Raw genomic sequence first — 15,299 nt, 5'->3', positions numbered from 1 at the left:
TTTTTGACCTCTATTTTTTCATGCTTATATCATTCGTGCAAGAGGTCTATTGACCCCAAAATAGGCGAAACTGTTTATGACCCCGGACTCGGTACAGGTGGTTTTTTAGCGCAGTCCTACGAACACATGAGGGGCGAAAATAACTGCAAAATCACCAAACCAGAAGACTTAGAAATACTCAAGCGACGTACATTTTACGGACGGGAGAAAGATAATCTCATCTACCCCATTGCGATCGCTAATTTAGTATTGCACGGCATTGATGAACCCCATATTTGGCATGGTAACACCCTCACCGGAGGTGAAACCTATGGCGGTTTATTTACAGCCGCACCAGATTTATATAACGTCATCTTAATGAATCCACCTTTTGGTGGCAAAGAAGGTAAAGAAGCGCAAACAGGTTTTGCTTACCAAACCAGCGCTACCCAAGTACTTTTCTTACAACACGCCATCAAAAATTTGAAATCTGGTGGACGCTGCGGCATAGTTTTAGACGAAGGCATTTTATTCCGCACCAACGAATCAGCTTTTGTTGCCACAAAACGCAACTTGCTGAACGAGTGTAACGTCTGGTGTATCGTCAGTTTACCCGCAGGAACCTTTGTCGCCGCAGGTGGAGGAGTCAAAGCCAATATTTTATTTTTCCACAAAGGCGAACCCACCGAAAAAATTTGGTATTACGACCTATCAGATATTAAAGTTGGAAAACGCACCCCCCTAACTGAAACGCAGTTTGAAGAGTTTTTCCGCTTACTTCCCACCAAAGGTGACAGTGAAAGAAGTTGGACGGTGGATATTACAGAACGTAAACACCAAGCCGCAGAAAAAGCCGCACCCTTAAAACTAAAAGCCGCAGATATCGACGAAGAAGCCAGAAGATTGCGAGATCAACTTACTTCATTGAAAAAAGCCAAACAGCAGGGAACAGAGGAATATAAAGAAATAGAACAAGCTGCTAAAAAACAGGAAAAAGAGGCCAGAGAACTAAAAGCACAAGCCCAAGCTATAGAAGATGCAGTGTATGACCTGAAAGCAGTAAACCCCAATGCTAAAAATGAAGAAGATACCCGCACACCAGAGGAATTGTTGAATTTTATTGAAAACAAAGGGCGTGAAATAGCGGAGATTTTGGCTAGGTTAAGGCTCTAGCCTTGTAGATGTTGTACTTAGCTGTTAATAATTCGTTCTACCGAAACAGAAACATCTGAGAATGCCAGGGGTTGAATTGTTCCCGCAGTCAATGTCTGTTTTGTTGTATACTCTCCGTCTAAAATATCTCGAAACACCATTAAATGTAGCTTTTTAAGATTGACAATCCAGTATTCTAAAATACCTGCTTGTGCATATATTCGACTTTTTATCTCTAAATCTTTCTCTAAACTAGAGTTAGCGTACTCAATCAACCAGAAAATATTTTCTGGATAGGGATGATGCTCTCGATACTCGCGTCCTAAACGGCGGACAATGGCAAGATCTGGTTCGGGTTCCGAGTCGTTGGGTAGGGTAATTGGTTTAGCGTGACGAATTTTAGCGCGTTCAGCCAATAACTTTGCTAAATATTCGCCAGCTTCGTCACTGCAATAAGCATGAGGTTCCCCTTCCGGCGGCATTTCTACGATTTCCCCTTGGAGTAATTCAACTTGGCGATCGCTTAAAATGCCAGCGTCAATCATCCGGTGATATTCGTCAATCGTCCATTTTGCAATACTAACAGTCATGACGATTGATTCCTCCCAATGATTCTTGATATTTTTTCATCTTAAACGCGCTTCCATTCAGCAAGAGTACTGAAAAAATTAGGACTAAAGTCCTCATGGACTAGTAGGACAAGAAAATTTGCTCAACTACAGCTAAAATCAAGAAAATAAATAGAATCAAGAACAATCTATTAAAATCAATCCCAAGCGCTACTTTTTTAGCAAGCATTATGGACGTTTTAGAACTCAAACGCGAAATCGAAACATTGTCCGGTCGTCTGGGTACAGCCCAGGACTATCTTTGACATACCTGCACTAACTGCTAAAATTCAAGACTTAGAACAAATAGCAGCACAGCCAGAATTTTGGGAAGACCAAACCCAAGCTCAACAAACTCTACAAGAACTCAACGATCTCAAAGCTCACTTAGAACAGTATCATCAATGGCGCGCCAATTTAGAAGATACTAAGGCAGTTGTTGAGTTATTAGAGTTAGAAACCGACGAAGCACTATTGCAAGAAGCAGAATCTACCATCATTAAGCTGAATCGTGACCTTGATCAATGGGAATTACAGCAGTTGCTTTCTGGCCCCTACGACAATGAAGGGGCAGTACTGACAATTAATGCTGGTGCTGGTGGTACAGATGCTCAAGATTGGGCGTTTATGCTATTGCGGATGTACACCCGTTGGGCAGAAGCGCAAGGCTACAAAGTCAGTTTAGCTGAAGAGTCGGAGGGTGATGAAGCGGGGATTAAATCAGCAACCCTAGAAATTACTGGTCGTTATGCTTATGGTTACTTGCGCTCAGAAACAGGCACACATCGCTTAGTGCGAATTTCGCCTTTTAACGCCAATGGCAAGCGACAAACTAGCTTTGCTGGGGTGGAAGTGATGCCGCAAATAGATAACTCCGTGCAGTTAGATATTCCAGAAACAGATTTGGAAATTACGACATCTAGGGCTGGTGGTAAAGGTGGGCAGAACGTTAACAAAGTAGAAACAGCAGTGCGGATTGTTCACATACCTACTGGTTTAGCAGTGCGTTGTACAGAAGAGCGATCGCAGCTGCAAAATAAAGATAAAGCCCTGGCTCGTCTCAAAGCCAAACTACTAGTTATCGCCAGAGAACAAAAAGCCCAAGAAATCGCTCAAATTCGCGGTGATATGGTAGAAGCTTCTTGGGGCAACCAAATCCGTAATTATGTATTTCATCCTTACCAGATGGTAAAAGACTTACGGACAAATGTCGAAACAACTGCGATCGCCGATGTCATGGACGGCGACCTAGATCCTTTCATCCAAGCCTATCTACGGCAAGAAAACCAGCTTGTAGAGAGCGCTCCTGCTTAGGAAGGGCAGGGGAGCAGAGGACAAGGTGCAGGGGGCAGGGAGCAGGGGAGAAGAGGAAAGAGTGTTAAGCACAAGTCAATAAAGTGCGAAGTAGTTTCAAACTCCCCCTTGCACCCTGCACCCCGAAGTTGCTCCACTTGGGGAGACCCCAAGACTGCACTTCTCTTCTGCCCCAATTCCTCCTTTTCATGCCCCATGCCCCAAAATAAAACCTTAAACAAACTGTTAAATTTATAATGTAAGAGTTTGTAATCAAAATAATTATGAGCAACTCTCCAGCAACAGAACCGAAACCTAGCTACGTAAAACTTGCCATGCGAAACATGGTGCGGAAGGGTGGTACTTCCATGAAACATTTTGGTCTGACCGCAATAGGGCTTTTAGCTGTTCTTGTAGGTCTTGCTTACCTAACTCGCTGAGACAAAAAGCAACACTTCGACTACGCGGTAGTTGAGCGCAGTCGAAACTCAGTGCCTCGCTGACCACTGACAACTGACAACTGACCCCCATAACCTAAAACCAAAATTCCCAGCACCTAGGAGAGTTCGCAATTGGTGCGAGTCGAACTTGATGTACAAGATTTTTTTCATGAGTCGTTCCCAAAAGAATCTTTGAATTTTGGGGATACTGATGACCGCATTATTCCTAAAATTTGGGAAACTTGGTTTAATAGCTGGTTGGAAGTTCTTCAGCCTCATCTTCCACTAGCACCAAGTTATGAAATAGGATTGCGGTTTACAGACGATACAGAAATTCAAACACTAAATAGCGAATACCGTCATCAAAATAAACCGACAGACGTTTTAGCCTTTGCCGCCTTAGAGGTAGACTTTCCTCAAAGTCCGGAAATGATTGCTGAAGAATTGTATCTAGGTGATATTGTTGTTTCGGTGAATACCGCACAACGCCAAGCTCAACAGCAAGGACATAGCTTGTTAACCGAGTTAGCTTGGTTAGCTGCTCACGGACTACTTCATCTTTTGGGCTGGGATCACCCAGATGAAGACAGTTTAATCCAAATGCTCAAACAGCAGGTAATATTACTGGAGACAATAGGTATTGATATTGACATAGAATATTAAAGATCTTTATGTCTATAAGTGTTTATAATACTTCTGTAGAAAATTATCTCCAAGTTTATTGCACAATTAAAATCAGCCAAGATTCCCAGTTTACCTACTCTATTATTTTATTTTTAAGCTTATGTCCCATCAAGTTTCCCCTCCATCTACACCAAACCATCTACCAACAGTGGTAAAAAAGGAACGGGAACTCTCCTGGCAAGTTGCTTCTAATTTATTTGTGAGCTTTAAATATGCCTGGGCTGGAATCAGTTATAGTTTTAAAACTCAACGTAACTTTCGTATACATATCAGTGTTGGTGCTTTAGCGATCGCTCTTAGCGTTTTTTTACACTTGCAAGCTATAGAAATCGCTATCATTGGCATCACCAGTGGTTTAGTTTTGGCATTAGAGTTGCTGAATACAGCCATTGAATCACTTGTAGACTTAACAGTGAAACAGACCTACCATGATTTAGCAAAAATTGCTAAAGACTGTGCTGCTGGCGCTGTGCTGATCTCTGCTTTGGTAGCGGTATTGGTTGCGGGTATACTCTTGCTGCCACCATTAGTAATTTTAATTACATCAAATTTATAGGGTTGGTTGTACCGCTCTTTCTGATAATATTTTTGTGGACTATACACTCTTATATATGTCTTCTTTAATTGTCAGACAGCGTGTATAGTTTTTATATCTTAATGATTTTAGGTAATTAATGATGATTTTTGCAGTAATTCTAATCTGTAATCAAAATCAGGAGGATTGGCTGTGATTATAGTCATCGATAATTACGACAGTTTTACTTATAATTTAGTGCAGTATTTAGGAGAACTGGCCGCAGAGTTCCCTGTAGCATCAGATATTCGAGTTTTTCGCAACGACAAAATATCCATAGACGAAATTAAGGCATTAAATCCAGAAGTAGTAGTCATTTCTCCTGGGCCTGGTCGTCCTGAAGATGCAGGAATATCCTTAGATTTAATTCAACAGCTAGGGTCGAATTTACCCATTTTGGGCGTGTGTTTGGGACATCAAAGCATTGGTCAAGTGTTTGGTGGTAAAATCGTCTCTGCTCCAGAGTTAATGCATGGTAAAACTTCCCAAGTGTCTCATACTGGGGTGGGGGTTTTCCAGGGATTAGAAAATCCTTTGGTTGCTACCAGATACCATAGTTTGGTCATTGACCGCGAGACTTGTCCCGAAGTGTTAGAAATTACCGCTTGGGTTGAAGATGGCACGATTATGGGAGTACGACATCGGAACTATCCTCACATTCAAGGTGTCCAGTTTCACCCAGAGAGTGTTCTGACATCTTCAGGAAAGCTGTTACTACGAAACTTTCTGGAACAATTACAGTCAAGAGAGTAATTAATGAAACGACGACAGTTAATGGGCTATGCTGGGGCGGGATTAGTCACAGCTTTAGTTACTACATTAGGTTCTCACTTTGAAGCTGATGCACAATCTAGTGGTTTATCAGTTCAGTGGTTAGGTCATACTTGCTTTTTGTTTACTGGCGGTGGGGCAAAAATTCTCGTCAATCCATTCCGGGCGATTGGTTGTACTGCTGGTTATCGTCCACCAAAAGTTACAGCAGATTTAGTACTGATTAGCAGTCAATTACTAGATGAAGGTGTAGTAGATGGACTACCAGGAAATCCTAAGTTAGTATATGCACCCGGAGTTTACGAGTTTAAAGATATTAAGTTCCAAGGAATTGCCATAGACCACGATCGCAGAGGTGGTAAGCAATTTGGCACAAATACCGCCTGGAGTTGGAAGCAAGCAGGAATTAATATTCTACACCTGGGAGGAGCTGCTGCACCGATTTCCATTGAGCAAAAAATTCTTATGGGTCGTCCCGACGTAGTGTTTATTCCGGTAGGAGGTAGTGCCAAAGCTTACAATGCCCAAGAAGCGAAGCAGGTATTGGAAGTATTAAATCCTAAATTAGTGATTCCGACTCATTACCGTACACAGGCTGCTGATGCGGCTACCTGCGATATCTCACCGCTGGATGACTTTTTGACTTTGATGCAAGGTATCACAGTGCGCCGCAGTAACAGTGACACTATTAGTATTAGCTCTGGAAAATTACCAGAAAGTACTGTAATTCAGGTTTTGAGTTATAAATTTTAATCCAATTTTTTAAATACGTAACATTTTAGCAGTCCTAAATCATTTGTAAATAACAAAATCCCCGACTTCTCAAAAAAGTCGGGGATCTGAACCTCTCGATTTTCACAAATCAAATAGGATTGCTATAACTCATCAAACAAGTTACAAACCTAATTTTTAGGTGGTATACCACTCTGGGCCTAGTTGTTCTTCTGCTGCTATAGGAGTTTCAGTCGCTTTGGTTCCATCCATAATCCAAATCTTATCTGCCCCTGTTGTCTGGTCGCGCCAGTAGACATCAGTCTTACCATCAGCATTGTAATCACCAAAAGATGGTGTCAAGGCTGGGTCATTACTTGGTAAGAAAGCTTCAGAAGTAACTGTTGTACCATCCATCAACCAAGCAGTGTTCTCACCAGTGGTTTGATTGTGCCAGAAAATATCAGTCTTGCCATCTCCGTTGAAGTCGCCAATATTTGATGTCCAAGACGAATCAAGGGCGCTAACAGCACCTTCGGTGACAATGATGCCATTCATTGTCCAAATCTTGTTCTCACCTGTTTGAGCATTTCTCCAGAGGATGTCAGTTTGAAGGTCGCCGTTGAAGTCACCAAGGGTATAACTCCAGCCTGGGTCTTGGGATTGTAGAGAAAATTCACTCTTTTGAGTGCCATCCATAAACCATACTTTGTTTTCACCCGTGGTTTCATCGCGCCAGAAAATATCGCTCTTGCCATTGCCATCAAAATCAACAATGGTAGGGGTCAATGTTGCACTTGTATTATCTAGAACTGTTGCATTAACAACTGTTGTGCCATCCATTTGCCAAATAGCGTTCTCACCTGTTTGAGCATTATGCCAGAAGATATCGGTCTTGCGATCGCCATCGAAATCTCCAATACTAGAAGTCCAACCTGGATCAACCTTATCTAAGGGAGAAAAACTAGCTACTTTAGTACCATCCATGATTGCAATGTTGTTTTCACCAGTCGTCTTATTCCGTAATAAGAAGTCGGTTTTGCCATCATTGTTAAAATCAGCAATGTTGTAATCCCAAGAAGCTAGATCAAATTGACCTAAAGAACCTTGTTCCATTACTTTAGTGCCATCCATCAGCCGAACTATAATCTCACCAGTCTGAGTATTAACCCAAAGCTTGTCCGCTTTACCATCAGCGTTGAAATCAGGACTAACTGCTGCACTAGTTAAATAAGGATTTGGGTTAGGGTTTGCTCCTCCTACCAAAGACTGTGGAATTGGCACAGTTGACAATGCTGAAGAAGAACTACTACTACTTATTAGTGGAGACACATCAAATTTCTGCAAATCATTACCATAATTGACCAAACTTTGTGATTTTTTTAAGGATATATCAAAGGTACTAGCTAGCGAGGAATTTTGATTGGCAAACATGGCGTGTTTTTACGACTGGTTGTCATAAAGGTTTTAGCTTTTTTAGCGAATATCTTTCTGTTAACGAATAACATTTGTTAGATGTTTATTATTTCTTTATAAGCATTTTTTGTTTATAAAAATCAACATCTTATTACAATTATCAATTAATTGTTTTTACCTAGTATCTGGAAGCTAGTAAACATTGAAATTAAAAATCAAAGATTGAACATATTTAATTTGAATATCTGTATCTGAAACTTATAAAAAATATAGCAATCCTCAAATAAGATCCCCGACTTCTTTGAGAAGTCGGGGATCTGATACCATTTCACGAAATTACTGATACAAATTACTTTTCTTACTCCCCCTGCCTCCTCTGCTTCCCCTGCTTCCCCAAATGTATCAACTTTAAAGTGAAACGGTATGAGCCTCTAAATTTTCACAAGTTTTTCTATTCACCGCTACCTATGTGCTACTTTACGAAAGTCTGCTACAAGTATTGTTATTTATGACTGTCATAATTTAAACAATTGCATCCCAACAACCAATGGTGAACTCTACCCTTGTTGCCACACTCTATGTCAACCCTGTTACAGGGAATGATACCAATGCTGGTTTACAGTTGAGTCCGTTCAAAAGTCTTACCCGTGCCTTAAAAGCAGCCAAAATACCTGCAATAATTCAGCTAACACCTGGAACTTACAGCGCCGCTAATGGTGAAGCGTTTCCACTCATCATTCCTGCGGGGGTGGCGGTAGTAGGTAACGAAGCCAATAAAGGTGCAGAAATTGTGATTTCTGGAAGTGGTCAGTATCAAAGTCCGAGTTTCGGTGTGCAAAATATTACACTATTACTACAAGGTGATGCTAGTCTCAAGGGTGTAACACTCACTAATCCTGTAGCTAAAGGCACTGGTATTTGGATTGAGTCAGCAGCCTCTACAGTAGCTAACAATACTTTAAGTAAATGTGGTCGGGAAGGAGTATTTACAACTGGCAATGCTAAAGCCGTAATTTTAGATAATGTTTTTGTACAAAACGCTGCCAGTGGCTTGATGATGGCCCGGAATAGCAAAGGTGAAGTGCTGCGGAACGCATTTACTAAAAATCCTTTAGGCATAGCAATTAGTGACTTTGCTGCTCCTTTAATCGCCAACAATAAATTATCAGATAACCGTTCAGCGATCGCTCTTTCTCGTGATGCGCGTCCGGTGCTGCGTCATAATCTAATTACCAACAATACCCAAGGTGGGTTATTGGTCAATGGTAATTCAGTTCCTGATTTAGGCAACAATCAAGACGCAGCTGGAAATATTTTTCAGGGTAATGGCGAATTTGATTTACAAAATGCCACATCAGGACAGTTGATTTCAGCTGGTAATCAGCTCAATCCTGCTCATGTTAAGGGACAGGTAGATTTTATTGCTGCTATCGAAAACAATCCTATAACCATATCAGGTAGTATCGGTTTTGCTGACTTGATTGGACATTGGGCTGCGGCTTTTGTGGAAGCATTAGTAAATAAAGGTGCGATTAGCGGCTTCCCCGATGGTAGTTTTCGCCCAGATGCCCCCATAACTCGCGCTCAATATGCTGCTGTGGTTGCAAAAACTTTTCAGCTACCCGCTAGAAATAACGCCAGTAAATTTACAGATATAAAACCTGATTTTTGGGCAGCATCAGCCATTGCCAAAGCTGCTGAAATGGGCTTTATTAGTGGCTTTCCTGATGGAACATTTAGATCAGGGCAAAATTTGACTAAAGTGCAAGCAATCGTATCTATTGTCAACGGCTTAAAGCTCAGTGGAGGCAATCCTAATGTTTTAACTGTATACCGCGATCGCACCCAAATTCCCAGTTACGCGACTAATGCTGTAGCAATTGCTACTCAAAAACTATTAATTATCAACTATCCCCAAACAGAAAAACTAGAACCTCTGCGGGATATAACTCGTGCTGAGGTGGCAGCATTAATTTATCAGGCATTAGTAAGCAACAGCCAACAAAAAGCGATCGCTTCACCTTATATTGTCAATCCCGATGCTGATATTCCTTCTTTTACCGATGTTAAAGGACATTGGGCAGAAGCATTTATTCGCGCCTTAGCCAGCATGAATTTAACTCATGGTTTTGCTGATGGTAGTTACCAACCAGATAAACCCATGACTCGCGCTCAGTATGCGGCTTTAGTGGCAGTTACTTTTAACCCCACCGCCAAACGCCCAGCCCCCGATTTTACTGATGTTCCTCAGGACTTTTGGGCTTATAATGCCTTACAAATTGCGGCTAGCGGTGGCTTTGTCAGTGGATTTAGCGATCGCACCTTCCGCCCCGATCAAAATGTGCAAAGGCTACAAGTAATTGTTTCTCTCGTAAACGGATTAGCTTTACCAGCATCCGCTAGCAATGCCCTACTCACATACACTGATAATAAGTCTATTCCTGATTACGCTCAAAAAGCTGTGGTCAGCGCTACACAGCAAAAAATTGTGGTTAATTATCCAGACCCCAAGCAGCTTGCACCTGCAAGAGAAGCAACACGCGCCGAAGTTGCAGCAATGGTTTATCAGGCATTAGTTGCTATTGGGCGAACACAAAATATTAATTCACCCTATATTGTTTCGACACCCAACAATTGACCAAGTAGAATGAAGAACACTTGCTTTGTGCCTGGAAACTCTTGGTAACAAATCCTATAGCTAAAAACACGTTAGGCTATAGGCGATGGGTCGAAAACTTATACCTATTGCCACAAGCCAATAGTCCCATGTTAACACCAGCTTTGGAAACCTCTGCCGAATTGGCAGCAGCCTTATTAGTTCACTATAGTTTTGACCTCAGTGGCCACAGTGCCAGTGAGCTAGTTAACCGTTGGCAAAATCAATATCCCATTGATTGGTTGCATTTAGCAGTAATTGAAGCCCTTTATCAAGGTCGCTATAAAGGAGTCTCAGTGCAGCAAATTTTAGCCTTTTGGCTGCGGCGAGGTCAGGCTACCTATCACTTCAATATGGAATTTGAGCGCCTGATTTGTAGCAAATTTCCTGAAAGCTTAACTGCAATGGCTGCACCAGCACTACCACCTGTCAATACACAAATTACGTTTGAGAAAGCGAATAATTCTCAATCATTGCCAGTTACAGATGATGATCCTTTACCTGAGCAAGTTGACAATGGGTATGTGCAGAGTCAAGCTGCAACCGTACAATTAAAAAATAGAACAGAACAGGAAAAGCGAGTTGAGAACATTTTGGCATCTTCAACTCTGAGTACAGTTACTACTAGTGAAAAGCAAAAGCTGAGTTCCCAAGAAATCAAGTCTTTATTACAAAATTCTCCTCACCAAATAAAGTTACTGCCATCTGCTGTTAATCATCCGCCCATCGGACAATTTACTCCAGAAACAGGCGATCGCTCTGACTCATTTACATCAAAGCTCAAAGCTATATCTGGCGATAACTCATAGCATATAAATGAAATTGCTCATAGTCACGTGCAAGCGATCGCTCTGACGCTGTCTGATGTACTATATTGTTTTGATTCACTTACTTAAATCTCAGCTTTTGACATTTAGGTAAAGGTTGAGTAATTAAACTCAAAAAAGATTTGACTTTACTCATCTCTAAATCACAGTATCTTTAAATCGGTGTTAGCAAAGGCTAGATTAAGATGGTCGAAAAACGTTTACAGTCAGGCGTTTTGGGACTCAATGAAGTTCTCAATGGCGGCTATCTTTCTAATCGAGCTTACCTAGTGCGCGGAGAGCCTGGAACGGGCAAAACGACGGTTGGCTTACATTTTTTGGCAGCAGGAGCCGAAAATGGCGAATCAAGTTTATTCATTACCCTAGAGGAACCCGTGGTTCAACTTCAAAGTGCTGCTCAAGGGTTAGGCTTAAATTTGCAAACAACTAAATTTCTCGATCTTAGTCCGACAACTGAATTTTTTGCTCAAGTTCAAACCTACGATATTTTTTCTCCAGCTGAGGTAGAACGGGAACCCATGACCCGCGCCATTGTAGACCAAGTTGAATCTTTAAAGCCGCAGCGCATTTTTATTGACTCAATCACGCAGTTCCGATATTTTTCAACTAATGCCTTTCAGTTTCGCAAGCAAGTGCTGTCATTTTTGCGGTTTTTGAGAGAAAGTAAAGCAACCATATTATTCACCTCGGAGGACAGTCAAGAAGCACCGGATGATGATTTACAGTTCATGAGTGATGGTGTGATCAATTTAAGTCTTGAGAATCATGAGCGTTTCCTTTGTGTCTCAAAATTTCGCGGGAGTGATTTTCGAGGCGGACACCATTCAATTCAATTAACCCAAAAAGGGATGGTGCTTTTTCCTAAACTAGTGCCAAATGTTTACAGCCATGCCTTTACAATCGAAACGATTTCCTCTGGGATTCCTGAAATTGATGAACTACTAAACGGTGGCATTGAACGCGGCAGTATTACTGTGCTTACAGGGCCAAGTGGAGTGGGCAAGAGTACCCTTGGTTGCCAATTTATGAAAGAGGCTGCCGGACGGGGCGAACGGTCTGTTATTTATTCTTTTGAAGAAAGCAGAGAAACGCTGTTACAACGTTCTAGGGGCATCAATATTGCTGTAGATGTGATGTTACGGCAGGGAACGCTTTCGGTAGTTCAAATCGAGCCATTGCGGTACTCGCCCGACGAATTTGCTTATATGGTGCGTCAAGAAGTAGAGCAACACAATGTACAAATTGTGATGATTGACAGTCTCTCTGGCTATCGTCTTTCGGTGCGAGGTGAAGACTTGCTCAGCAACATCCATGCACTATGTAAATATCTGCAAAATATGGGCGTTGCCGTGCTATTAGTGAACGAAGTGGAAAACATTACTGGTGACTTTCACGCTACAGAAATTGGCATTAGTTATTTAGCAGATAATATTATCTTTCTGCGATATTTGGAAATCAAAGGTGAACTGCGGCGTGCCATTGGGGTTTTGAAAAAGCGCATGAGCAACTTTGAAAAAAGCGTGCGTGAGTTTGAAATTAGCCGCTATGGTGTGAAAGTAGGGCAACCGCTGAACAAACTGCGCGGAATCTTAAGTGGTATGCCAGAATTTATCAAAGACGCTGATTAGGACTATTTCATTTAGCACAGATAAATGATGGCGCAGATTTTAATATTACTAAAGCAATCCGAAAACCGCCGTCTGCTGGTGGAATACCTCAAGCAATATTATGAGATCAGCGTAGGAAATTTGACCGCCCAATCAAAGCCAGCTTCGTTGCTTTTGAATGAACCATTTGACTTATGCATTCTCGATGGTGTGGCGCTGACTTATTTGTGGGAAAAAATTCAGGCTAGAAAGCAGCAAGAGCAACCTGTCTTTCTACCCGTTCTGCTAATCACCTCTCACCCAGATGTGAAACTTATTACCCGGAATCTCTGGGAAAGTATTGATGAATTGATTACAAAACCAATCGAAAAAACAGAGTTACGGGTGCGTGTAGAAATGTTGTTGCGATCGCGGCGATTCTCACTGCAACTTGACGCTTCATTAATCCGCGAACGAAAACTCAACGACTTAAAATCACGTTTTATTGCGATCGCCTCTCATGAGTTTCGTAATCCTCTAAACACTATTTTGGGTTTTACGCGACTTTTAGAAACAAAACGTAACCTTTCTCCAACTCAGCAAGCTGACTTTTTGCAGCGTATTCAAAAGGCAGCGCGGCGAATGAATGTACTGCTTGATGATGTATTAATCACAATTAAATCTGAAGCGAATAGTTTGACCTTAAATCCTGTGGCGATCGCTCTTAAGCTATTTTGTCACAATTTAATCGAAGAAATTAAACTCAGCCTAGATGAACCTCGCACTATTGATTTTGTTCATGAAGGTGAAGATAATGAGGTCTATTTTGATCAAACTTTATTGCAACAAATTTTAACTAATCTTTTATCTAATGCCCTTAAGTACTCATCGTCTGATAGCATTGTTTACTTTAAAGTCAAAATCCGACCAGAAGCCGTAGTCTTTCAAGTTCAAGATCAAGGAATTGGGATTTCTCCTCAAGACCAACAAAAATTGTTTGACGCATTTTACCGAGCAACCAATGTGGGTAATGTTCCGGGTACTGGATTGGGATTAGTTATTGTCAAACAGGCAGTTGATCAATATGGTGGAACCATCTCACTCACAAGTGAAATCAACGTTGGCACAACTTTTACTGTCACCCTACCTCTTGCTTAGGTCAGATCCCCGACTTAAAGAAGTCGGAGATCTCGCAGCCTCTCAAAAATCAAATCAACTCCTCCATTACCTGCTGTAAATCATTCGTTAAATCAGCAACAGCTTGTCTCGCACCCAAACGATTTTTTTTATATGTTGGGTAACGCTCTGATACAGAGATTGGCTCACCAATCGTCATTTTTACCTGTTGTTTACCTAACTGCGGGCGCTGGGACGTTTGATCGCCTTTGATGCGAGCAATCATCTGCCATAAAATCAAAGTTGTCTCTGCAAATCTTTCTAGTGTCGGTTTTTCACGGATATAATTACCAGAAACTACCACAAAACTTTCTACTAAACGCATGTGCCACATCCGGGCGTTTGCTTCTTCAGCAACCCGATCGCCTAAAGCTTTTTCTACAGGCGATAAAGCTTTAACATCCTTAAAATCTTCTCTAAACATATAATTCCAGGCAGCCTGTTCTACTCGCCGACAGCGATCGCTTAATTTTCCATTCGCTTGTAAGTCAAAATACTGTTCTGGTATTTGCAGGGCTGTATTCAATAAAGCTTGTAAACGTACTGCTAGAGCTTCATTTCGATCACTAATTTCTGTTTTCACATCCGGCAAGTTTTGATGATAAAACCGCGTGTAAAATTTCTCCATCAAAGCAAGTAAATGTTCTGCCAAAGTCAACAATCGCGGATAAAGTGACTCCAGACAAGGAATATTGCCTTGATTAGCTGAATTGATCTGCAAACCACTGGCTGCTTCTAATTCACTTAAAAGCCCAGCGATCGCCCTCCAAGGTGTGTCAACGTAACTATATTTAATTCCAACTGGTACAATAAAAACCTGCTCGGCACGATTGTCTTTGTGCAAATCTTCAGCACACCAAAAGCCTAATTGGGCAATCCCAGGTTCTAAAGGGCTAACCTTCTCTGAAAGACCATTAGTACCTCCTTCTGGTGCAGCAGCCATCGGAAATTTGCCGTTGGCAAACAAGTCACGCGCCGAACGTAACCCTGTCCAGTCAGCCTTACCCCGCTGAATGGGAGTTGCACCTATACGCGAAGCTACCCAACCAACATAAGAACCAGCCCATAGAGGAATGCCGCGATCGTAGATAAAATGAGCGTGAATTGGAGATTGTAGTACTGTACCCTGCTCTCGTGCTACCCTTGGCACGAGTTGAGAAAACAAATAGGTTAAACAAAATGGATCGTCTATTTTAGGATGGCGAAATGCTAGCATGAAGCGGATTTTACCTGCTTGAAACTGGCGATAAAGATCCACTAAAACCTCTATGTTATCTGCTTCAATTTGGGTAATAGCTGTTTGCCAACTAATCCAACTTGGTAGCAACAGATGCACAGCTCCTAAAAATAGCGGATTGAACTTCGGAGGGATAAATTCTAAAGGTGGCTGCGCTTGATAAATTACATTTGACAAGGTAGTTTTCTC

The 15,299-nt window shown here is 41.6% G+C and carries 14 protein-coding genes; 11 read left to right on the top strand and 3 right to left on the bottom strand.

The features are described from left to right. The first annotated feature begins 3 nt into the window (after positions 1 to 3). Positions 4 to 1,152, top strand: coding sequence for an N-6 DNA methylase (locus QI031_RS13305; RefSeq protein ID WP_281485606.1), 1,149 nt, complete (start codon positions 4 to 6; stop codon positions 1,150 to 1,152). Between the two features lie 17 nt (positions 1,153 to 1,169). Here QI031_RS13305 and QI031_RS13300 read toward each other — a convergent pair whose 3' ends face one another. Further along, positions 1,170 to 1,721 (bottom strand): Uma2 family endonuclease, encoded by a 552-nt coding sequence (locus QI031_RS13300; RefSeq protein ID WP_281485605.1) that lies wholly within the window; start codon positions 1,719 to 1,721, stop codon positions 1,170 to 1,172. A gap of 209 nt (positions 1,722 to 1,930) precedes the next feature. On the opposite strand from QI031_RS13300, the gene prfB reads away from it, so the two are divergent. The 6 genes from prfB (at position 1,931) to QI031_RS13270 (ending at position 6,254) form a co-directional block, all read left to right on the top strand. After that, positions 1,931 to 3,053 (top strand): peptide chain release factor 2 gene (gene prfB, locus QI031_RS13295; RefSeq protein WP_281485604.1). Its coding sequence is split into 2 segments (ribosomal slippage): positions 1,931 to 2,002 and positions 2,004 to 3,053, totalling 1,122 coding nucleotides; the frame shifts between segments, so codons are not numbered across the junction. Positions 3,054 to 3,316: 263 nt separating this feature from the next. Further along, positions 3,317 to 3,472: a DUF3285 domain-containing protein gene (locus tag QI031_RS13290; RefSeq protein WP_281485603.1), complete on the top strand. Its 156-nt coding sequence runs from the start codon at positions 3,317 to 3,319 to the stop codon at positions 3,470 to 3,472. Between the two features lie 135 nt (positions 3,473 to 3,607). After that, positions 3,608 to 4,135, top strand: coding sequence for an rRNA maturation RNase YbeY (ybeY, locus tag QI031_RS13285; protein ID WP_281486016.1), 528 nt, complete (start codon positions 3,608 to 3,610; stop codon positions 4,133 to 4,135). Between the two features lie 121 nt (positions 4,136 to 4,256). Beyond that, positions 4,257 to 4,712, top strand: coding sequence for a diacylglycerol kinase family protein (locus QI031_RS13280; RefSeq protein WP_281485602.1), 456 nt, complete (start codon positions 4,257 to 4,259; stop codon positions 4,710 to 4,712). A 171-nt stretch (positions 4,713 to 4,883) separates the two neighbouring features. Beyond that, positions 4,884 to 5,483 (top strand): anthranilate synthase component II, encoded by a 600-nt coding sequence (locus tag QI031_RS13275; protein ID WP_281485601.1) that lies wholly within the window; start codon positions 4,884 to 4,886, stop codon positions 5,481 to 5,483. A 3-nt stretch (positions 5,484 to 5,486) separates the two neighbouring features. Beyond that, the gene (locus QI031_RS13270; protein ID WP_281485600.1) at positions 5,487 to 6,254 is read left to right on the top strand and encodes an MBL fold metallo-hydrolase; all 768 of its coding nucleotides are present in this window, start codon (positions 5,487 to 5,489) and stop codon (positions 6,252 to 6,254) included. A 156-nt stretch (positions 6,255 to 6,410) separates the two neighbouring features. Here QI031_RS13270 and QI031_RS13265 read toward each other — a convergent pair whose 3' ends face one another. Then, positions 6,411 to 7,646 carry an FG-GAP repeat domain-containing protein gene (locus tag QI031_RS13265; protein WP_281485599.1) on the bottom strand — a complete coding sequence of 412 codons (1,236 nt, stop codon included), beginning with the start codon at positions 7,644 to 7,646 and terminating at the stop codon, positions 6,411 to 6,413. Positions 7,647 to 8,175: 529 nt separating this feature from the next. Between QI031_RS13265 and QI031_RS13260 the strand changes: the two genes are divergently transcribed. The 4 genes from QI031_RS13260 to QI031_RS13245 all read left to right on the top strand — a co-directional run bounded on the left by QI031_RS13260 (position 8,176) and on the right by QI031_RS13245 (position 13,855). Beyond that, on the top strand, positions 8,176 to 10,266 hold the full coding sequence (locus QI031_RS13260; protein WP_281485598.1) for an S-layer homology domain-containing protein: 2,091 nt from the start codon (positions 8,176 to 8,178) through the stop codon (positions 10,264 to 10,266). A gap of 128 nt (positions 10,267 to 10,394) precedes the next feature. Then, positions 10,395 to 11,093, top strand: coding sequence for a hypothetical protein (locus tag QI031_RS13255; RefSeq protein ID WP_281485597.1), 699 nt, complete (start codon positions 10,395 to 10,397; stop codon positions 11,091 to 11,093). 203 nt (positions 11,094 to 11,296) lie between these two features. Then, entirely contained in the window at positions 11,297 to 12,739 is a 1,443-nt protein-coding gene (locus tag QI031_RS13250) for an ATPase domain-containing protein (RefSeq protein WP_281485596.1), read from the top strand. Positions 12,740 to 12,763: 24 nt separating this feature from the next. Then, positions 12,764 to 13,855 carry a hybrid sensor histidine kinase/response regulator gene (locus QI031_RS13245; RefSeq protein WP_281485595.1) on the top strand — a complete coding sequence of 364 codons (1,092 nt, stop codon included), beginning with the start codon at positions 12,764 to 12,766 and terminating at the stop codon, positions 13,853 to 13,855. Between the two features lie 49 nt (positions 13,856 to 13,904). On the opposite strand, the gene QI031_RS13240 is transcribed toward QI031_RS13245, so the two are convergent. After that, the gene (locus QI031_RS13240) at positions 13,905 to 15,287 is read right to left on the bottom strand and encodes a 1-acyl-sn-glycerol-3-phosphate acyltransferase (protein WP_281485594.1); all 1,383 of its coding nucleotides are present in this window, start codon (positions 15,285 to 15,287) and stop codon (positions 13,905 to 13,907) included. Between the last annotated feature and the right edge of the window lie 12 nt (positions 15,288 to 15,299).

This window comes from Halotia branconii CENA392 (genome assembly GCF_029953635.1).
Lineage (GTDB): Bacteria > Cyanobacteriota > Cyanobacteriia > Cyanobacteriales > Nostocaceae > Halotia > Halotia branconii.
The sequence above is the reverse complement of the archived record's forward strand: the minus strand, read 5'-3'. Positions and strand labels throughout refer to the sequence as shown.